Origin of the sequence: Massilia sp. CFBP 13721 (assembly GCF_014842025.1) — a bacterium.
In the GTDB taxonomy this organism is placed as follows: domain Bacteria; phylum Pseudomonadota; class Gammaproteobacteria; order Burkholderiales; family Burkholderiaceae_D; genus Telluria.
In genome coordinates, this window is record NZ_JACYUY010000009.1 from 157,936 (window position 1) to 177,603 (window position 19,668).

Genomic DNA, 19,668 nt, shown 5'->3' on the forward strand with positions numbered 1-19,668 from the left:
GAATGTACTTTAGATGTGATACACGTCGATCACCTGGTGGATGTAGTCGTTCTTGAGGACGACGTACTTGTCCAGGATGCGCGGCTGTTCCGCGCCGGCGCCGAAGTCGATGACGTAGCGCGACATGCCGAAGTAGGAAAAATCGGTCTTGTAGCGGTGGCTCAGCGTGTGCCAGTTGAAGCGCACCGTGACCGTGCCGCCCTCCTGCTGTTCGATCTCGACGTTGGCGATGTTGTGGCTGGTACGCGTGTCGGGCACGGTGGCGCTCGAGCGCTCGGTCTTGATGCGGAACACGCGGTCTTCCAGGCCCTGGCGCGTCGGGTAGTAGATCAGCGAGATCTCGCGCTGCGGGTCGCTCACCAGCTTGCCGTCGTCGTCCCAGGACGGCATCCAGAACTGCGCGTCCGGGTGGTAGCAATCGAGCCACTCGTCCCACGCTTCGTCGTCGAGCAGGCGCGCCTCGCGGTAGAGGAAGGCGGCGACCTGGTGGATGTCGATGGCGTTCATGATTGTTCCCCTCCTGCCGTCCCGGCGGCCTGGGCCTTGCGCATCACGTCGAGCCAGTAGCGGTGCTGCACCGTGTACAGGCCTTCGTCCTCGGTGCGCTCGCCGCTCAGCACCGGCGCCAGGCCGATTTCGCGCGCCGCTTCGTCCGGCCCCTGGATCCAGTGGGTGGCGCCGCGGCACATGTCGTTCCAGGCGGCCGCACCGCCGGCATAGCCGGCCTGGCAGGCGCGGAATTCTTCCAGGTCGTCGGGCGTGGCCATGCCGCTGACGTTGAAGAAGTCTTCGTACTGGCGGATGCGGCGCGCACGTGCCTCGTCGGATTCGCCCTTCGGCGCGATGCAGTAGATCGTCACTTCGGTCTTGTCGACCGAGATCGGGCGCAGCAGGCGGATCTGCGACCCGAACTGGTCCATCAGGTAGACGTTCGGGTACAGGCACAGGTTACGCGAGCGCTCGACCATCCAGTCCGCGGTCGGCTTGCCGTACTGCGCCGCATACTCGGCGTGGCGCGGGTAGTTGGGCCGGTCTTCGGGATTGGCCCAGCGCGTCCAGAGCAGCATGTGGCCGTGGTCGAAAGCGTAGAAACCACCGCCCTGGCGCCCCCACTTGCCGGCATCCATGGCGCGGATCTTGTCCTCGCGCTCGGCCGCCTGTTCCTTGCGCCGATTGGTCGTCGCCGCATAGTTCCAGTGCACCGCCGAGACGTGGTAGCCGTCGGCGCCGTTTTCCGCCTGAAGCTTCCAGTTGCCCTCGAAGGTATAGGTCGAGGCGCCGCGCAGCACTTCCAGGCCGTCGGGCGACTGGTTGACGATCATGTCGATGATCTTGCCGGCCTCGCCCAGGAATTCGTCGAGCGGCGGTACGTCGGGATTCAGGCTGCCGAACAGGAAGCCCTTGTAGTTGGCGAAGCGCGCGATCTTCTTGAGGTCGTGCGAGCCTTCCTTGTTGAAGCAATCCGGATAGCCGGCGTCTTCCGGATCCTTCACTTTCAGCAGCTTGCCGCTGTTGTTGAAGGTCCAGCCGTGGAACGGACAGGTATAGGTCGCCTTGTTGCCGCGCTTGAGGCGGCACAGCTGGGCGCCGCGGTGGCTGCAGGCATTCACGAAGGCGTTCAGTTCGCCCTGGCGGTTGCGCGCGATGAAGACCGGCTGGCGGCCCATGTGCAGCGTGTAGTAGTCGTTGTTGTTCGGGACCTGGCTCTCGTGCGCCATGTAGATCCAGTTCCCCTCGAAGATGTGCTTCATCTCGAGTTCGAACAGGGCCGGGTCGGTGAAGGCGCTGCGGTGCAGGCGGTGGTCGCCGGTGTCGTTGTTTTCCACCAGCAGCGCATCGAGGTCGATGCCGGCGGCAGATCTGCGTGCGGGCGCGGGATGAATCGGAATCATGATGGTCTCCTCTCGAGCCTGGATTCAGGCGGCGGCGCGCATGCGCTCGACCTGGGCGGAAGGCACTTGCGCGGCTTCGCGGTGCAGGTGGAAATCGAAATCGATCGAGGCGAACGGCTTGTCCTGGCCGCGCGCGGCCAGCGCGGCGGCATCCTCGACCAGCATCACCGGCGGCACCAATCCCTCGCGGCTGGCAAAGGCGAAGTCGTCCCACAGGTATTCGTCGCCGTCGATGTTGATCTGCGTGGTCAGCTTGCGCTGGCCGGGAGCGCTCACAAAGAAGTGGATGTGGGCCGGACGCTGGCCGTGGCGGCCCAGCTGCTCGAGCAGCGTGGCGGTGCTGCCGCCCGGCGGACAGCCGTACCCCTTGGGCATGATCGACTGGAAGCCATAGCGGCCCTGCTCATCGGTCACGATGGTGCGGCGCAGGTTGAAATGCGACTGGGTCGCGTCGAAAAAGGAGTAATTCCCCATCAGGTTGGCGTGCCAGACTTCGACCTTCGCGCCCGCGACCGGCTTGCCGTCGGCGTCGAACACGGTGCCCTGCATGAACAGGGTTTGCGCCTGGCCGGATTCGGTGCCGTCGTCGAGGCGCGCGAAGCCCTGGCATTCCGGCGCGCCGGCCACGTAGAGCGGACCCTCGATGGTGCGCGGCGTGCCGCCTTCGATGCCGGCGCGCGCCTCGGCTTCGTCGGCACGGATGTCCATGAAGCGCTCCAGCCCCAGGCCCGGCATCAAGAGGCCGAGTTCGTTGTTCTTGCCGGCGGTGGTGAGGAATTCGACGCCCTTCCAGAACTCGCTCGGCTGGATGTCGAGGTCTTCCATCGCCTTGCACAGGTCGGCGACCAGGCGCAGCACGATGGCTTGCACGCGCGGGTTGGCCGGGCGGTCGGCGGCGTCGACGATCCATTGCTTGGCCAGGTTGTCGATGTCTTGATGGTTCATTTTTTGTCTCCTGATGTCATGTTGAAAGGTCAAAGATCGCCGGCGCGGGTCGAAGATGGATGCCGGCACAGGGGTGTCACCTCGATGCGCATGTAGGGGAACAGCGGCAGCGACAGCAAGAGCGCGTGCAGCTCCTCGTTGCCGGGCACGTCGAAAATGCTGACGTTGGCGTAGCGGCCGGCGACGCGCCACAGGTGGCGCCAACTGCCCTCTTCCTGCAGGCGCTGCGCGAGCGCCTTTTCTTCCAGCTTGAGTGCATCGGCCTGCGCCGGCGGCATGCCGGGCGGCAGCTGGACTTCCATGGTTACGTGGAACAGCATTGGTATCTCCTTTGCTCTGAACTCATTTGCGGCGCATGCGGCGCAGCTTGGCGGCGTCGACGCGCACGCCCAAGCCCGGCCTGGAGGGCACCTGCAGCCCGAAGTCGCGGTAGACCAGTGGTTCTTCCAGCACTTCCTCGGTCAGCAGCAAGGGGCCGAACAGTTCGGTGTCCCAGGCCAGCGAGGGGAAGGTGGAACACAGGTGCGCGGTGGCCGCGGTGCCGACGCCGCCCTCGAGCATCGTGCCGCCGTACAGGCCGATGCCGGCGAGCTGGGCGACGGTGGCGACCTGCTGCGCCGGGAACAGGCCGCCGGACTGGGCGATCTTCACCGCGAAGACGTCGGCGCCGTCGTTGCGGGCGATCTCGAAGGCATCGAACGGGCCATGCAGCGCCTCGTCGGCCATGACGGCGACGTCGAAACGTGCGGCGAGGCGGCGCAGCGCGGCGCGGTTGGCGGCCGCCACCGGCTGCTCGACCAGGTCGATGCCGCCTTCCTCCAGCTGGGCGATGCCGCGCACGGCCTCGAGTTCGCTCCAGGCCCCGTTGACGTCGACCCGCACGCTGGCGCGGTCGCCGAGGGCGCGCTTGATCGCAAGCACGTGCTCGACGTCCTGCTGCAGGCTGCGTGCGCCGATCTTGAGTTTGAAGATGCGGTGGCGGCGCCGTTCCAGCATGGTCTCGGCTTCCAGGATGTCCTTGGCGGTGTCGCCGCTGGCCAGGGTCCAGGCCACCGGCAGCGTGTCGCGCACGCGCCCGCCGAGCAGCTCGGAGAGCGGCAGGCCCAGGCGCTGGCCGTGCGCGTCGAGCAGCGCGGTCTCGATGGCGCACTTGGCGAAGCGGTTGCCCTGGATCGTCTTGCGCAGCTTGTGCATCACGGCGGCGACCCCGGCGGCGTGCATGCCGAGGATGAGCGGCGCGATGTGGGCGTCGACGTTCGCCTTGATGCTCTCCGGGCTTTCCTCGCCGTAGTTCAGGCCGCCGATGGTGGTGGCTTCGCCCCAACCTTCGATGCCGTCGTCGCACAGGACGCGCACCAGCACCAGGGTCTGCGTGTTCATGGTCGCGACCGACAGCTTGTGCGGCCGGATGGTCGGGACGTCGACGAGCGTGGTTTCGATTTCGCGGATCATATTCGGTTCGTATAATGTGTGAAGACGAATACACGATATGCCCGTTGGCGACCCCGGTCCAACACCGATTTAGTATCACTTCGATACCCTGGAGGTATGAACATGGAATTGCGCCACCTGCGCTATTTCGTCGCCGTTGCCGACGAGAAGAACTTCACGCGCGCGGCCGAGCGCCTGCACATCGCGCAGCCGCCGCTATCGCGCCAGATCCAGCAGCTCGAAGAAGAGTTGGGTGTGGTGCTGATCGAAAAGGGCTCGCGCCCCTTGCGCCTGACCGAGGCCGGCAAGTTCTTCCACGCGCACGCGCAGGAACTGCTGGACAAGGCGGCCGACCTGAAGGCGATGACCCAGCGCGTCGGCAAGATCGACCGCAAGTTCGCGATCGGTTTCGTCGCCTCGACCCTGTATGGCCTGCTGCCGGAAATCGTGCGGCGCTTTCGCAACCGCTACCAGTCGCTGGAAATCACCTTCCATGAGCTGACCACGATGGAGCAGCTGGAGGCGCTCAAGGAAGGCCGGATCGACGTCGGTTTCGGCCGCCTGAAAAGCGAGGATTCCGCCATCCGCCGCATCGTGCTGCGCGAGGAAGCGCTGATCGTGGCGCTGCCGGTGGGCCATCGCCTGAGCACGGTCGACGGTCCGCTCACGCTGTCGCAGGTGGCGCAGGAGACGCTGCTGGTCTACCCCAAGCACCCGCGCCCGAGCTTCGCCGACCAGGTGCTGGCGACCTTCAAGGAACGCAACCTGGTGCCGCAAACCGTGCAGGAAGTGCGCGAACTGCAGATCGCCATCGGCCTGGTCGGCGCCGGCCAGGGCATCGCCGTGGTGCCGCAAAGCCTGCAAGGCATGATCCGCACCGACGTCGTCTACCGCCCGCTCGACGACCTGCGCGCGGTGTCACCGATCATCTTCAGCACGCGCCACATGGACCGCTCGCCGGAACTGAGCAACATGCTGGAGGTGATCTACGAGATTTACGACGAACTGGGGATCGCGCACGTGAAGCAGGTGTTGTAGACGAATGCGTCAGAGCCTATCCCAGTAGACCGGGCGAAGGTGCGAGTGACATGCGCGTAGGCGATGCATGGCAAGCGCGGGCAAGGCGCGAGGATGGCGCATGGCGGGCCATGAATTTTCCAATGCGCTGACGAGCAACGCAGCACCCCGCTTGTCAGGCGCGCTCGCGGCGACTCCGGGCTACTGGGATAGGCTCTTAGTGCTTGCGCGCGGGCTGCTCGGCAGCGGTTGAAGGCGATGCATCCTGCTCCGGCGCCAGCATACGGGTCGATGGCCCGCCGTCGGCGTTGTGCTGCACGATGCGCAGCGGCCGGCCTTGGGCGTCGAGCCACACCTGGCCGATGCCGGCGCCGTTCCAGACGCGCTCGCCCTGCTGGCGCCGGTCGGGCAGGCGTGGCGTGATGGCCAGGTCGCGGCGCTGGGTGAACCAGTTCAGCGGCGAGCGCGGCGAGTACAGCCAGCGGTTGAGGCGGTCGAGCCATTCGAGCAGGCGCGGCGGGAATTCGTTCTTGATGCCGCTGCTGGTGATCTGCCAGATGTGCGGCGTGCTGTCCGACTCGCGCACCTCCACGTCGTACGCGAACGAATAGTGCACGTCGCCGGACAGGATCACGTAATTGGCCGGGGTGCGCGAATGGCGGAAGATATTGAGCATGCTGCTGGCCGCGCCGCGGTGCGCCATCCAGTTCTCGGCGTCGACCATCAGGGCCAGGCCGGCGAAGGTGGCCAGCCGCTGCACCACCTCGATCAGCTTGACCCCGAACATCGGCGCCGGCGAGACGATGACGGCGGCGGTTTCGTCCAGCAGCGCGTGCTGCAGCTCGGTCAGCGATTCCCAATCCATCAGGCCCGACGGATGGCCGGGCCGGCGCCGGTTGCGCCAGCGCCGGGTACGGGTGTCGAGCACGATCACCGTGGGCTGCGTGCGGACGACGAAATCCCACTGGCGAAAGGACAGCAGGCGCTTGACCAGCGCGTCCTGCAGCGGCGTGTCCAGGCGATCGTCACGTTGCGCGGTGGCGGCCAGCGCCGTCATGTCGTCCAGCACCGCCGCGAACACGTCGGGGCGGTTGCCCCAGCCCTGGCACAGCATGTAGGCGATCAGCGCATTGCCGACGATGCGGCGCGAGAACGGGTGCCCGTAGGCGGTGCTTTCCCATTTGGCCGACAGGTTCCAGTCGTCGGTGATGTCGTGGTCGTCGAAGATCATCAGGGTCTGCACGTGCGCCAGCAGGCGCGCGGCGCGCGGCAGGTCGCGGCGGAAACCGGCCAGCGCTTGTGACTCGCGCCGCCAGCGCTCGGCGTATTTCGGCGCCAGCGGCGGCGCCGGCGCATCCGCCACCAGCCGCCATGGCAGCGGCGACCAGACCAGCAGGTACATGGCCATCATCTCGGCCAGGGTCACCAGGTGGTTGTGCGCATTCGCGGTGGTGAAGATCGGCTTTTCGCTGCCGCCGAAGAAGCGGTCGCGCAGCGCGTCGTTGGACCTGAACGCAGGCAGCAGCTCTTCGCGCCGGTAGTAACTGGCCGGGTGGCGGTAGAGCGCCTCGCTGTCGTCGACCACCGCGCCGTCCAGGCATTCGGCATACAGGCCCAGGCGCCGGATCAGCGCATGGATCGCCGCCAGCATCGGCCCGGCGACGTCGTCGGCATACACCTGGTCGCCGCACAGCATGAGCATGGCGGGCCGCTCGTCGGCGCGTTCGAGATGGTCGGCCAGCAGGGCGTCGGCGCGCGCCAGGCCGTCCGGCGCGGGATGATGCGGCTTGCGGCACGAGCCGAACAGGATATTGTCGCTGCGGCTGCGCAGGACGAAGTTCGGCCGCGTCGCCCCGGCATGCAGCAGATGTGGCGCCCAGTGCGCGATGCCGGCCGCGGTGCCATCGCCTTGCGCGACCAGCAGGTCGTACTCGATGAGCGTGTCCTGCGGCAGCGCTTCCGGCAGCACGACGTCGATCAGGTGGACGCAGGCGTGGCGGCCGATGCGCACAACCCGACAGTTGCGCGCATCCAGCGCCAGCCGCCGCGGCGCGCCGTCCCCCGGCGCCAATACCAGCGTCAGGTCGAGCTGCGCGCTGCCAACCAGCCACAGCACCAGGCGGCCCGGTTCGAGGCGGCGCAGGACAGGACCGGCAAGCACGGGCGGCAAGTCCTCGGGAGCGGGAGTCTGGATCAATCGGGTGCGCTATGCTGGTTGAGTGAACGAATCAGTGTAGCAGAGGCCTGCCTGGAGATAGGTCTTCAGCCGCTGCACATTCGCGATTGCGCTTTGCTCAACGCCCGCTTTTCGCCGAAGCAGTCTGTCGATCGTGAAAGAACACGCCGTGGAAATCTTCCTTGGCCAAGGCCTTTTGAGCCTGCCTACCTGATGCGGGTAAGCGTCGGCCTCGGCCTGAACGCGGTGAACGTGGGGCGCACGTTCGTGACCGCCCCGGTGGTGGAATCGTAGTCGTACGGAACATGCACGTCGATGCCCTCCCACTGAAAGTCCTTTGGGTTGCGGGTGACAATGGGCATTCTGTAGGTTGCAGCAGTCGCACCGATGATCGCATCAGGCAGCTTTATCCTGGGACCGGTGACGAGGCTTGTACCGCGAATCTCGATCGCACGCTCCATCACCATCTGGTCGATCTGGATGACCTGGAACTCGGCCAGCAGCACGTAGAGGATGGGTTTTTCATTCGGTCTGACGATGGCGCCGGCGAGCAGTTCCATGTAGGTCACTGCACTAATGGCGGGGAAGTCATAGCTGGAAAGCTCGGTGGTCGCCTGCTTGCAGCCACCAAGCATGTCGATGAAGATGTTGGTGTCAAACAGGATCAGTGCCATTCAGCCCTCAGTTGCTCCTGGGCCTTGACGCCGTCCAAAGGGATGTCCGTCCGGTCTGCCCACATACCCTCTGCTGCCTTCAGCGCAGCCAGGCGGCGCGCGCGCGCCTGGGCCAGCGCTTCTTCGGGACGCGGGGCTGTTTCGATCGATTCGCCGGTCGTGCCTTCTTTGATGATGGGGTTCATATCACACCCTCCCTTGCTCAAATATGGTCAATGCAACCAGTTTAGCGCATTCGCTTCGGACTGTGGTTGTGGCCCCAGGCTGTGTTGACAAAAGCAGAAGATGCCCGCTGCTATGCTGCTGTTATGGACTGTAGTTGCAGGAGGAAATATCCATGCCACCATGCGATTGCTGTTAAAGGCGTATGGCCAAGTCGACGAGACTGCTCCCATCCGGGCAAGCAACAGGTTTCGCAGGCCCCCTAAATCGTCCGCTTCAACTCCTGCACCCCACTCCCCTTGCGCCGGTACAGATCCGGCGCCCGGTGCTGCCCCCCTGTGCGCCGCTCGCCGGTCGGCTCGATGATGTCCTCGTCCAGCACCTTCTTGCGAAACGCGGCGATGTTGGTCGCCGAACCGGTCACCTGTTCGTACACCGCATGCAGTTCGGGAATCGTGAACGCCGGCGGCAGGAGGAAGGTCAGCAGCGACGAATAGGTCGACTTGTTGCGCAGGCGGCGAATGGCCATGTCGGCAATGGCATTGTGGTCGAACGGCAGTTGCGGGATGCTGTCGGCCGCCACGAATTCCAGCCCTGCGATACGCGTTTCGGCGAGCACGCCTTCCGGCACCAGCGAGTAATAGGCGACCGACAGCGACCAGCGGCGCGGGTCGCGCAGGCGGCCGGAGAAGGTGTAGAGCTGCTCCAGGTAAGGCGGATCGAAGCCGAGCTTGGTGCGCACGACGCGCCGCGCCGCCGCCTGCGCATCCTCGTCCTCGTCCGTATGGATGACGCCGCCCGGCAGCGCCAGCGCACCGCAATACGGCTCGTCCGGGTTCTTGCGCGTGGCAAGCAGCAGCGACAGGCGCCCTTCCTGGATGGTGAAAAGCGCCACATCGACCAGCGCCAGCGGGTCTTCATATTGATTCATGATCATTGTCAGCAGACATTAACGTCAGGATCATACGATAGCTTGACGTAGTTGCACACAGGACAGAATTTTCATGGTCCAATTTTTGTTTGTTGTTAGTTGCATTTTACGCGAAACATGCTACGATGGCCTTATCGATGGAGGAAACGAGCATGATCACTGACCTTGCAAGCCTGTCTGCCGCCGCATTGCTGGCGATTCCCGAGGACCAGCCCGAGCGCCTGTTCCAAGGCGGCATCGAGGACGTCAAGAAAGCCTACCGCCTGCTGGCGATGCGGTGGCATCCGGACCGCAGTGCCGATGCGGACGCGCTGGCCGTGTTCCAGCATATCGGACGCATGTTCGATCAAGCGGCGGAACGGATTGCGCTCGGCGACTGGCCCTGCGGCGGCACGCTGCGGTTTGCCGCGATCGATGGCAAGGCCTGGGAGATCAATTACCTGCGCCGCCACCGCTTCGAGCTGGGCGGCATGTATGTGGCCGCGAGCGTCGTCGCTTTCGAGGTCGACGCTGCCCATGCCGACCTGGTCGGGCGTGCCGAGCGCACGATCAGGGACCTGCGCTACGCCGACGCCGGCATGCGCGAACAGATTGCGCGCCACCTGCCGGCCTTCCCTTTCGCCGGCGCCTTCCAGACCGGGACCGCGTATGTCGTCGTCATGCGCAAGGCGCCCGAGCTCCTGCTGCTGCGCGACGTGCTTGACCACTTCGGCGGGCGCATGGACCCGCGCCACGTCGCCTGGGTGGTCAGCGCGCTCCTGAACCTGTGCTGCTATTTCCAGTACGCGGGCATCACCCACAACGCCTTATCGCCCGATACCTGCTTCATCTCGCCGGTCGAACACAGCGTGGCCGTGCTGGGCGGCTGGTGGTATGCCGCGCGCAACGGCGAGCGCATGGCCGCGGCGCCGGCACGCACGCTCGAGTGGGCGCCGCACGACCTGCTCGATATGCGGCAGGCCGACATCCGCACCGACTTGGAGCTGGTACGCGCGATTGGCCGCGAGCTGCTGGGTGACATCAGCGGCATGCGCCTGGCACGGGAAAGCGGCGCCAGGGCCGCCATGACCGATTGGCTGCGGCTGCCCGCGTCGAACGATCCCATCGAAGAATACCGGACCTGGCGTACCCAGGTCCTGCATGACAGTTTCGGCGCACGTCGCTTCGCCGAACTGCCGCTCACACAAAGCGATATCTATCAGTGACATCTATTTAGGAGAACACCATGGGTGGAATGCGTTGGGATGCGGACGACTGGAAACGGGCCTCCAAGGCGACGGTCGGCAAACGCACCGAAGAAATCTTTACCTCGTCGGGCATGCACCCGACCCTGAATCCGTACGGGGTCAATCGCGAGTCGCGCGACTCGCTCGCCAATCCGGCGTCGAACGCGATCATCATCGCGCTGGACGTGACCGGCTCGATGGGCGTGATCGCCGACACGATGGCGCGCGAGGGACTGGGCACGCTGGTCGAGGAAATCCTCAAGCGCAAACCGGTGTCCGATCCGCACATCCTCGCCTGCGGCGTCGGCGACTCCTACTGCGACGCGGCGCCGCTGCAGACCACGCAGTTCGAAGCCGATATCCGCATCGCCGACCAGCTCAAGATGATCTGGCTGGAGAAAGGCGGCGGCGGCAACAGCCATGAGGGCTATCACCTGCCCTGGTATTTCGCCGCCCAGCACACGCAGATCGACTGCTTCGAAAAGCGCAACAAGAAGGGCTACCTGTTCACCGTCGGCGACGAGGAACCGCCGGAAGAACTGCTGGCCTCGCACGCGCGGGCCGTCTTCGGCGACTCGCTGCAGCGCGACCTGTCGGTGCATGAACTGCTGACGCTGGTCTCGCGCATGTACCACGTGTTCCACGTCGTGGTCGAGGAAGGCAACCATGCGCGCGCCTACCTGCCGAAGGTGCTGAAGAAGTGGAACGCCCTGCTCGGGCAGCGCGTGCTGCGGCTCAAAGATTACCGCCGGCTGGCCGAAGTCGTGGTCTCGGCGATCGAAGTCAACGAGGGGCGCGACCGCGACACGGTGGCGAAGAGCTGGTCGGGCGACACCTCGGTGGTGGTCGCGCATGCGCTCGGGGCGCTGCCGGCCAGCCCGGCCAGGAAACTGCTCGGCCTGGTGCGGTTCTGACGATGATGCAGCGAACCGCGAACGCCGTCATCGGCGCCAACTACGGCGACGAAGGCAAGGGCTTGATGACCGACTACCACGTCGCCCCGGCGGGAGAGGACGGCATCGTGGTGCGCTTCAACGGCGGCGCCCAGGCCGGCCATACCGTTGTTACGCCCGGCGGCAGGCGCCATGTGTTCTCGCACGTCGGCAGCGGCGCGCTGGCCGGCGCAGCCACCTTCCTGTCGCGCCACTTCGTGTGCAACCCGGCGCTGTTTTTCAAGGAAGCGGCCATCCTGCCCGCGCCGCCACGCGTGTTCGTGGATGAACGGGCGCCGCTGTCGACGCTCTACGACATCCTCATCAACCAGGCCGTCGAGCGCCACCGCGGCAAGGGCCGCCACGGCAGTTGCGGCATGGGCATCGGCGAGACCATCGAGCGCAATCTCGACCCCGATTTCGCCTTGACGATGGCCGACCTGCGCCAGGGCGCCGGCTACCTGCTGCACCGGCTCGGCGCGATCCGGCGCGGCTACGTGCCGCGGCGCCTGGCCAGCCTCGGCATCGCCGCCCTGGACGGCCACAGCGCCGAATGGCTCGCCAGCGACAGCGCCCTGCAGCACTATGCCCACGCCGCCATGCAGTTTTCCCGCGCGACGCAGCTGGCGCGCCCTGGCCTGCTGGCCGATTTCGGGCACGTCGTCTTCGAGGGCGCGCAAGGCCTGCTGCTCGACCAGGACCGCGGCGCATTCCCGTATGTGACGCGGTCGCACACCGGTATCCGCAATGCACTGGACGTCGCCGCCGAAGCCGGCATCGCCGCGCTCGACGTCACCTACGTCAGCCGCGCCTACCTGACGCGCCATGGCGCCGGCCCATTGGCCAACGAGCTTCCCGCCAAACCCTATCCGGGCATTCGCGACGACACCAACATTCCGAACGAATTCCAGGGAAACCTGCGCTTCGCCCATCTCGACCTGGACGTGCTGGAGCAGTCCGTGCGCGCCGACTACGCCGATGCCCTGCTCCAGCCCAGCGTCGCAGTGAGCTTGAACCTGGCTTTCACCTGCCTGGACCAGATCGGGCCGGCGCTATCGTATTTCGAGAGCGGGGAGCGCAAGACGGCGGCGCCCGACGTACTGGCCGCGCATCTGGCGGGACGTCTTGGTGCGCGTGTTTTATACACGGCGTGGGGGCCGGCCCGAAATGCCGTCAAGATCGCTGCCAACGTTCGAGAGCGCCTGGCAAAACCTCTTGCTTGCAGCCGCGCTAATACAGCAGCCAATCCGTCGTCAAAAGAACTTGTGGTTCACTGCCGGGAACGCGGTCTCGATGGGATTATTCGCGGTACCCGGGCGAGTGCTGCCGATCCAGACTTTGTACCCGTTGATGGCTGCCAGACCAACCCAGCTTAAATTGTATGCGGCTGCCAGTTCGGCATACACCACCGAGTCGGGCGAGTAAATCTTGTTGTCGCGCCAGGCTTCGGTAACGGCAGCGTGAATGCCGGCCCAATTCATCGTGGCGGGGAAAAATGAACTACGTTTTGGCGCTTTTCCCGGTCTCAGGTTGACATCGGAAGCATGGATGAGGGGAACCCTGGCGTCGGCGGCGACCAGCGTCTGGACCAGCGTCGGATACTGTGCAGCGGCTGTATTGAGACTGTGCAGGCCGGAATGCGCGCCGGCGCCGGGGACATGATCGCCTTGCATCATATGCGTTTGAAAACTTGCGACAAAATGAGGACCGCCGGCCGTGCGGGCCAGAATGGTTGCGGCAGAGGGTGTGCGTTTAGCCATTGAGCACCTCGCATCGTTATGAAAGATGGATTCGCATGCCATCGAGGCAATGCATCTATTCTGCTACGTCAGCGATCAGCTTGGCGCTTGTGGACCAATAAAAATCCAACGCTTACCACACATTCATGCCTGTAGGATGAGCGCCGATCATGACGGTAATGCTGGGATGGTTTCACGACGCGCGATGGGTCAGGTTGCAGCACCCGTGACGGCAGGCGTACCAGCGGGCAGGTGCAATGCCGCATACAGCGATGCGTTCTCCACATACGCGGCGCCATCGATACGCCAGAATTTCCTGCCCTGCGCGGACTGCAGGAAGGCGCGCCGCCGTTGCAGGCGTTCGCCGCCGGCTGCGCTCTTCGAGATCAGGTAGCGGATCTCGCCTTTCGGGCCGAGGATGACGGTGGCGCCGCCGACCAGGGTATAACCCGGCTCGCCCGGCGTCGGCCGGATCGTCACGCGCTGCGTGATCTCGGCGACCAGGTCGCAGGCGATCTGCCCATCGGGACCCGCGCGGCGCGCGCTGCGCAACGATTCCACCATCGGCAAGTCGGCCGTGCCGCCGAGCGCCGCAGCTTCGCCCTGTGAGACGAGGCCGAACTCGTGCAGGTGCTGCGATCGCGTGGCGAACTCGCCCAGCGCGCGCGCCTGCCTGGTCAACTCCGCAGGCGACGCGCCGGCGGCCATGTCGCCGTCGAACATCAGGTGCGCGGCTGCGAGCCCGGCGACCGGCGGCATGGCGCGCCGCGGCGGGCGCCACAGCAGCGCATCCTCGGCCAGCGTGGGCACGTGGCGCGGGTAGATGTCGCGCCGCGCGAAGGCATCGATCAGGGCTTCGCGGTAGCCCCAGGGATCGTCGGGGACGAGGTCGTAATCGGCCGTCACCAGCGCGCGCAGGAATTCGCCGAAGGTGATGTTCACCGGCGGGCAGTAATCGATGGCGCGAATGACGAGCGACTGGAAGTGGCCGGCCAGCGCGCTGGCCGCATGCGCGAGCAGGTCGACCAGGTCGGCCGGCAGGTCGCCCGGCGGGCAGATCCCGGTGCCGTTGCTGGCCAGGCGCAGGAAGGGCGCGGCCTTGCGCCCGAACACGACCAGGTAGGCCTCGAACACGGCGCACAGCAGGACCTGGCCCAGCCTGTGCGGTTCGGCGTCCGGGTCGTAGCCGTCCGGCGGCTCTCGCGACAGCGCGCTGCGCAGGGCCGCCTCCAGTTCCAGCGCATGGCCCAGCTGGTGCGCCAGGTTGGTCAGCAACGGCGCCTGGTCGAGCCGTCCGCGCGCCTTGCGCAACGCCGTTTTCACCAGTTCGCGGTAGCTCAGGCGCTGGAAGATCGCGACCAGGTCGGCGAACCCTTCGTGAAAGGCCGCGACGTCGGGACCGGTGGGGCTGCTGAAATGCGCGCGCAGGCCGTCCAGCAGCGCGTGCGTTACCTCATGCGCGATGATGTCGTGCGACAGGCAGGTGAAGACGTAACCGCCGGGCAGCGTGCGGTTTCCCACATTGCGCTGCGGCGCCACGTCGTAACCGAAGCACAATGCGCCTTCGTCCTTGTCGTACCAGGCATTCGCGCCCTTGAAGGCGAAGGGCCGCAGTTCGAGCCGCGCCGGATCGTGCGCGCGCCGGAAGCCCCAGGCGACATGGCGCCCGAGCGCCCCGCGAAAGACCGCATACACGCTGCTGCAGACGGCATACACCATCTGCTGGTGAAAACGCGGCTCCGACGGCGAAGGCGCGTAGCCGCCGGCCATCAATACGCAGGAATCGTTCAGGTCGGCGGCCTGATACTGAACATTCTGTTGAGGATCATCGCTGCTGACCTTGAAGAAGCTGCCGACCGGCCCCGGCGCCAGCGGTTCGTAGGGCACGTTGATCTGGGCCACGGCCGCCTCCATGCGCGACGCGGCCGGGTCGCTGGTGAAGACCTTCAGCGGACGGTACAGCGGGTCGCCGCCCTTGCGTGCGAACGGGGTGGCGACTTCGCGCGTCACCGCGGGCGCCACGCCAAAGCGCACCCCGAACCCATCGTCTTCACCAGGCACCGAACTTGGCGCAGATTCGGGCACGGGCAGGCGCGGTCCGGCCGCGCCGTCGCGGCTTTGCGCTTGCGCGGCCGCGGCCTGCGTGGTCGAACTGTCGTGCTCCGCCTGGCCGCTCGCCATGCGCGCTTACCGGTTTTGCTCGCCGCTGCTCTGCAGCGACTGCGGCGGCGGCACCTGCAGGCCGCCGTTCGGGCGCCCCCAGCCCTTCACGCGCGACAGTTGCGGCTGCGCCTGTTGCAGCAGCTGTTCGACCCGCTGCAACAGCTCCACCAGCTGGCCGACGCTGGTACCAGCATCGGCTCCGACTTCGGCTCCCACTTCGGCTCCAACGTCGGTGTCGACCCGGCTTGCTTCCGTTACGGGCGCGTCGGCCAGGGGCTGCAACAACAATCGCTTGGGCGCGCCGCGGTGACTGCTGTCGAGCTGGACGTGCTGGCGCGCGTCGTCGCCGAAGTCGGCCCGCACCCGCTCGATGAACTGGCCGTTGCTCAGCCCATCGAATCCCTGTGCCAGGATCGCGGTCGCCTTCACTGTGAACGCCCCCTGCCCCTGGCTTTCCCAGGCGGACTCGGTCGGGCTGCAGGCGGCGAAGCTCACTTCGAAGGTCGGTTTCGCCTCGAGACCAGCCGCAAAAGCACGCTTGCCGTCGCCGGACGTCTTTTCGCGATAGCGGCGATGGGCATCGATCATCGCCGCGCTGGGCGGCAGGAAGCGCGGGCGCTCGTCGCCCTCGGCAAAGAGAAGGCGCGCGTTGTCGCCCGAGTGGCAGCAATCCATGAAGCAGGACAGGTTCACGCCATCGGGCAGGCGCGCGTAGATCTGGCCGAGGTCGTCGTCGAGCAGGAATGCGCCGGTTTCGTAATCGTAGGGAACCAGGGCTTCGTCCAGCGCGTCCATTTCGTCCGCGTTCTGGTCCGGCAGCCGCGTGCCGTGTCCGGCATACTGGAACACGATGACGTCGCCCTTGCGGCTAGCCGCGATCATGCTCTCGAGCCGGGCCACGATGTTGGCGCGCGTGGCCTCCGCGTCGAGCAGGCGCGCGACGGCAAACCCGGCCTCGCCCAGCACCCGGCTCCAGGATTCGACGTCCGCCAGGCAGCCCGCCAGCGGACGCTCGGCGTAGGCATTGATGCCGACGCACAGCGCCCGTCGCGTGCCCTGCTCCGCGCCGCTGCGGATGTCGTCGTCGCGCCGGCCATGCTGCGCCATGCTGACCATGATCGGGCCGGAGGTATCGGGCACTGCCGGCCCCCACTGCGCGCCGCGCGCCGCATCTCCAGCCGGCGTGTACTCGACGATGGCTTCGTGGTCCTGCCGGCCCAGGATGCGGCGCGCGATGCTGCCCATGGTCGCCGCATCGTCGTCGAAGCCGCCGTGCGAGGTGGCATTGCTGGCGCTGGCGCCCTTGACCGCCTGCGTGCGCGACCAGATGACCCCGGCCCTGCCGGCGCCGCCGCTCAGCCCGAACAAGCGGCTCAAGTCGCTGTCGGCGCGCAGGTTCTCTTCCAGGCCGAGGATCGGCGTCTTGCGCTGCGGCTCGAGCGCATGGAAGATCAGGTACAGCAGGGACTTGCGGTAGATCCGCGCGCAGTCGTCGCGCGCCTCGAGTTCGTCGCGCATCGTGTACACGGTCAGGTCGCCGATGCCGGCCTGCTGGCCCAACAGCGGGGCCAGCTTTTCCTTGAACAGGTCGACCCGGAGCGCCGGCGCCATCAGGTGCAGCGAACGGAAGCGCGGCACCCCCAGCTGCAGCGCGCAAGGGATGAACCACGCATGGAAGATCGCGCCCGCACTGTGCCCGACGGCGTGCAGTTCCACGTCCTGGCCATGGCGCCGGCAAAACGCGGCGAGCTGCTGGGCCACCAGGTGAGCGCCGCCCTGGCGCTCGGGATGCACCTGCCGCGCGCTTCCCAGCGTGTCGGGCCAGGACGCCGCCTGCGCGTTCTGCTTCATCACGCCCCAGATCTTGGGCGCCCCGAGCAGGCGCACGGTCTCCTGGATCAGCGGGTCGCTGGTGAAGTCGGCGAAGTCGCGCTTGCCGGACACCGCCCGCCGCAGCAACTGGCCGATGCTCTCGAACAGCCCCGTCTCCCAGGCAAAATAAACCGGATAGATGCCGTTCTCCAGCCACCAGGCCACGCTCTTGCGGGCAATCGCCAGGCCGGTCGCCTCGTCGTTCAGGCCGCCATGCGCCTGGAACATCAGCCGCAAGGGTTTTCCCGCGGCACGGGCGCGCTCTAGCGCGCGCGGCAGATGCTCGTCGAACATCGCGGCGACGTCGGCGCGGGTGGTGGTCCAGGCGCCGCCGCCCGAGAGTTCGCCCATCGACAGGTTGATTAGGTGCGGGCGCAGGTCCAGTTGCTGCGCCCGCACCGCCGCCGGCGCCGCAACCGAACCCGCAACCGAACCGCGCCCGGCGTGTGGATCGCCCGCCGCGCCGTCATGGTAATGATGGGTGCAGGCATCGGCATCGGCCTCGAAGGCGGTCATGACGCAGCGCTCGCCACGCGGCGCGTCGAACATCGCGGCGATGTCGAAGCCGGTTTCCTGGAAATCGCGGTGGAAGGGCGGCGCGGTGTCGGGCAAGGCCCGGTTGCGGCGCGCCAGCGCGCGGCGTTCGCGCCCGACCTCCTCCAGCACCTGCGCGTAGTCGATGCTGCTGCCCGGGCAGGTCTTCCCCGACAACATGTTGTGGAATTTCAGGCTGTCCGGCGCCAGGTCGAAGCATTGCTGCACCAGCGCCACGACCGCAATCGCCGTCGCGCGCTGTGCGCCTTCGAAGCGGTCGCGGCCAACGTCGAAGTCGCCGATCATCTCGAACATGAACGGTCCGGCACGGTGGTCGCCGTTATGGCCCCTGGCGCTGGCCGGCGGCATGTTCCAGTCGCGGCCCAGCCAAATGCCGCCTTCGGGGTCGATGGTGATGTGCTGGGCGATGTCGGACCAGCCGTTGTGCTCCGTATGGAATTTCCACATGCCGACAATCGAGTCGTGGCCGGCGAACTGGCGGTGGTCGGGCCGCCACGTATGGTGCATGTGGACGGCGTCGATCGCGCGGGAGAATGGAAAGCGGTCGAGCAATGCGGAGAATTGCTCGAGGCTGATGCGTTTGAACGGGGCGGGCATGATGATCCTCCACATCGTCGTCGATCGGCGCCCGGCCTGATCGACATGATTCGGAAACACATCCGGTGACCGCGGTCTTTACGCGAGCGCAGGTCTACCCATGAAAAAAAATCATTCTGAGCGCATTTTGGCGGGAATACACGCACAATTTATGAAATCGCGGGGCGCGCAGTAAATACAACAATGTTGCAAAAACGACCCGCCGCCCCTTTGTCACCGCGCCAGCAACTCCGGTCCGATCTCGGCCACCGACTTCACCCCGGTCAGCACCATGTTGGTGCGGATATCCTTTTCCATGATCGCCAGCAGCTTTTCCACGCCCGCCTGCCCGGCGGTCGCCAGCGCATACACGAAGGCGCGCCCGATCAGTACGCTGTCGGCGCCCAGCGCCAGCATGCGGAACACGTCGGTGCCGGTGCGTACGCCGCCGTCGGCGAAGATGGTCAGCTTGCCCTTCAGGGCCGCGGCGATCGCCGGCAGCACCTCGGCCGTCGACATGGCGCCGTCGAGCTGGCGCCCGCCATGGTTCGAGACCACGATGCCGTCGGCGCCGAAAGCGAGCGCGTCACGGGCGTCGTCCGGGTCGAGGATGCCCTTGATGATCATCTTGCCCTTCCACTCGTCGCGGATCCATTGCAGGTCGCGCCAGGCGATTTCGGGATCGAAGTTGGCGCCCAGCCAGCCGATGTAGTCGGCCAGGCCGGTCGCATGGCCGCGGTAGGCCGAGATGTTGCCGAGGTCGTGCGGACGGCCGAACACGCCGACGTCGAGCGCCCATTGCGGATGCAGCAGCGACTGCACCACGCGCCGCAGCGGGCCGTAGGGTCCGCTCATGCCGCTGTGGGCGTCGCGATAGCGTGCGCCCGGCACCGGCATGTCGACCGTGAACACCAGGTTGGTCGCGCCCAGCTCCCAGGCACGGCGCATGACGTCGCGCATGAAGGCGCGGTCCTTCAATACGTACAGCTGGAACCAGATCGGGTGCGAGGCTTGCGCCGCCACTTCGGCCAGCGGGCAGACCGAGACCGTCGACTGGATGAAGGGGATGTTGGCGCGGCAGGCGGCGCGCACCGCCTGCACCTCGCCGCGGCGGGCGTACATGCCGGCCAGGCCGATCGGCGCCAGCGCGATCGGCAAGCCGTAGTGTTCGCCGAACAGGTTGACGCCGAGGTCGAGCTGCTCGGCGCCGCGCAGCACGCGCTGGCGCAACTTGACCGCCTGCAGGTCGCCGACGTTGGCGCGCAGGGTCTGCTCGGCGCCGGCGCCGCCATCGAGGTAATGGAACAGGAAAGGCGGCAGCTTGCGGCGGGCGGCTTCGCGGAAATCGGTGGCGGACGAGATGATCATGGATTGCGC

Annotated in this window: 17 protein-coding genes; 5 read left to right on the forward strand and 12 right to left on the reverse strand. The window is 66.4% G+C overall.

Features of this window, described 5'->3' with window-relative positions; genetic code table 11:
• Positions 1–9: 9 nt before the first annotated feature.
• The 5 genes from benB to IFT60_RS11120 are packed head-to-tail and all read right to left on the reverse strand — an operon-like array spanning position 10 to position 4,289.
• Complete coding sequence (gene benB, locus IFT60_RS11100) at positions 10–507, reverse strand: benzoate 1,2-dioxygenase small subunit (protein ID WP_192052033.1); 498 nt, start codon at positions 505–507, stop codon at positions 10–12.
• Positions 504–1,892: a benzoate 1,2-dioxygenase large subunit gene (gene benA / locus IFT60_RS11105; protein ID WP_192052034.1), complete on the reverse strand. Its 1,389-nt coding sequence runs from the start codon at positions 1,890–1,892 to the stop codon at positions 504–506. The genes benB and benA overlap by 4 nt, the downstream gene beginning before the upstream one ends.
• A gap of 24 nt (positions 1,893–1,916) precedes the next feature.
• Entirely contained in the window at positions 1,917–2,837 is a 921-nt protein-coding gene (catA, locus tag IFT60_RS11110; protein WP_192052035.1) for a catechol 1,2-dioxygenase, read from the reverse strand.
• A gap of 29 nt (positions 2,838–2,866) precedes the next feature.
• Positions 2,867–3,157: a muconolactone Delta-isomerase gene (gene catC / locus IFT60_RS11115; RefSeq protein WP_192052036.1), complete on the reverse strand. Its 291-nt coding sequence runs from the start codon at positions 3,155–3,157 to the stop codon at positions 2,867–2,869.
• A gap of 22 nt (positions 3,158–3,179) precedes the next feature.
• On the reverse strand, positions 3,180–4,289 hold the full coding sequence (locus IFT60_RS11120; RefSeq protein ID WP_192052037.1) for a muconate/chloromuconate family cycloisomerase: 1,110 nt from the start codon (positions 4,287–4,289) through the stop codon (positions 3,180–3,182).
• Between the two features lie 102 nt (positions 4,290–4,391).
• Here IFT60_RS11120 and IFT60_RS11125 point away from each other — a divergent pair, with 102 nt between their 5' ends.
• Positions 4,392–5,306 (forward strand): LysR family transcriptional regulator, encoded by a 915-nt coding sequence (locus tag IFT60_RS11125; RefSeq protein ID WP_192052038.1) that lies wholly within the window; start codon positions 4,392–4,394, stop codon positions 5,304–5,306.
• A gap of 196 nt (positions 5,307–5,502) precedes the next feature.
• On the opposite strand, the gene IFT60_RS11130 is transcribed toward IFT60_RS11125, so the two are convergent.
• The 3 genes from IFT60_RS11130 to IFT60_RS11140 all read right to left on the reverse strand — a co-directional run bounded on the left by IFT60_RS11130 (position 5,503) and on the right by IFT60_RS11140 (position 8,320).
• Complete coding sequence (locus tag IFT60_RS11130) at positions 5,503–7,446, reverse strand: metallophosphoesterase family protein (protein WP_192052078.1); 1,944 nt, start codon at positions 7,444–7,446, stop codon at positions 5,503–5,505.
• Between the two features lie 221 nt (positions 7,447–7,667).
• Entirely contained in the window at positions 7,668–8,135 is a 468-nt protein-coding gene (locus IFT60_RS11135; RefSeq protein ID WP_192052039.1) for a PIN domain-containing protein, read from the reverse strand.
• The gene (locus tag IFT60_RS11140; protein WP_192052040.1) at positions 8,126–8,320 is read right to left on the reverse strand and encodes a hypothetical protein; all 195 of its coding nucleotides are present in this window, start codon (positions 8,318–8,320) and stop codon (positions 8,126–8,128) included. Before IFT60_RS11140 ends, IFT60_RS11135 begins: the two co-directional genes overlap by 10 nt.
• A 123-nt stretch (positions 8,321–8,443) precedes the next feature.
• Between IFT60_RS11140 and IFT60_RS27060 the strand changes: the two genes are divergently transcribed.
• On the forward strand, positions 8,444–8,563 hold the full coding sequence (locus IFT60_RS27060) for an SWIM zinc finger family protein (protein ID WP_374000738.1): 120 nt from the start codon (positions 8,444–8,446) through the stop codon (positions 8,561–8,563).
• Here IFT60_RS27060 and IFT60_RS11150 read toward each other — a convergent pair.
• The gene (locus tag IFT60_RS11150; protein WP_229510799.1) at positions 8,560–9,228 is read right to left on the reverse strand and encodes an NUDIX hydrolase; all 669 of its coding nucleotides are present in this window, start codon (positions 9,226–9,228) and stop codon (positions 8,560–8,562) included. The genes IFT60_RS27060 and IFT60_RS11150 overlap by 4 nt on opposite strands.
• Positions 9,229–9,380: 152 nt before the next feature.
• Between IFT60_RS11150 and IFT60_RS11155 the strand changes: the two genes are divergently transcribed.
• Genes IFT60_RS11155 through IFT60_RS11165 form a run of 3 tightly spaced genes read left to right on the forward strand, consistent with a single transcriptional unit; the run spans position 9,381 to position 12,762 of the window.
• Positions 9,381–10,433: a hypothetical protein gene (locus IFT60_RS11155; RefSeq protein ID WP_192052043.1), complete on the forward strand. Its 1,053-nt coding sequence runs from the start codon at positions 9,381–9,383 to the stop codon at positions 10,431–10,433.
• A gap of 20 nt (positions 10,434–10,453) precedes the next feature.
• Positions 10,454–11,368: a hypothetical protein gene (locus tag IFT60_RS11160; protein ID WP_192052044.1), complete on the forward strand. Its 915-nt coding sequence runs from the start codon at positions 10,454–10,456 to the stop codon at positions 11,366–11,368.
• 2 nt (positions 11,369–11,370) lie between these two features.
• Positions 11,371–12,762, forward strand: a complete 1,392-nt coding sequence (locus IFT60_RS11165) for an adenylosuccinate synthetase (RefSeq protein WP_197986293.1) — start codon at positions 11,371–11,373, stop codon at positions 12,760–12,762.
• A gap of 573 nt (positions 12,763–13,335) precedes the next feature.
• On the opposite strand, the gene IFT60_RS11170 is transcribed toward IFT60_RS11165, so the two are convergent.
• The 3 genes from IFT60_RS11170 to lldD form a co-directional block, all read right to left on the reverse strand.
• Complete coding sequence (locus tag IFT60_RS11170; RefSeq protein WP_192052045.1) at positions 13,336–15,306, reverse strand: gluzincin family metallopeptidase; 1,971 nt, start codon at positions 15,304–15,306, stop codon at positions 13,336–13,338.
• 6 nt (positions 15,307–15,312) lie between these two features.
• A complete protein-coding gene (locus tag IFT60_RS11175; protein WP_192052046.1) occupies positions 15,313–18,312 on the reverse strand; it encodes a caspase family protein in 3,000 nt (999 codons plus the stop codon).
• Positions 18,313–18,525: 213 nt separating this feature from the next.
• On the reverse strand, positions 18,526–19,659 hold the full coding sequence (gene lldD, locus IFT60_RS11180) for an FMN-dependent L-lactate dehydrogenase LldD (RefSeq protein ID WP_192052047.1): 1,134 nt from the start codon (positions 19,657–19,659) through the stop codon (positions 18,526–18,528).
• Between the last annotated feature and the right edge of the window lie 9 nt (positions 19,660–19,668).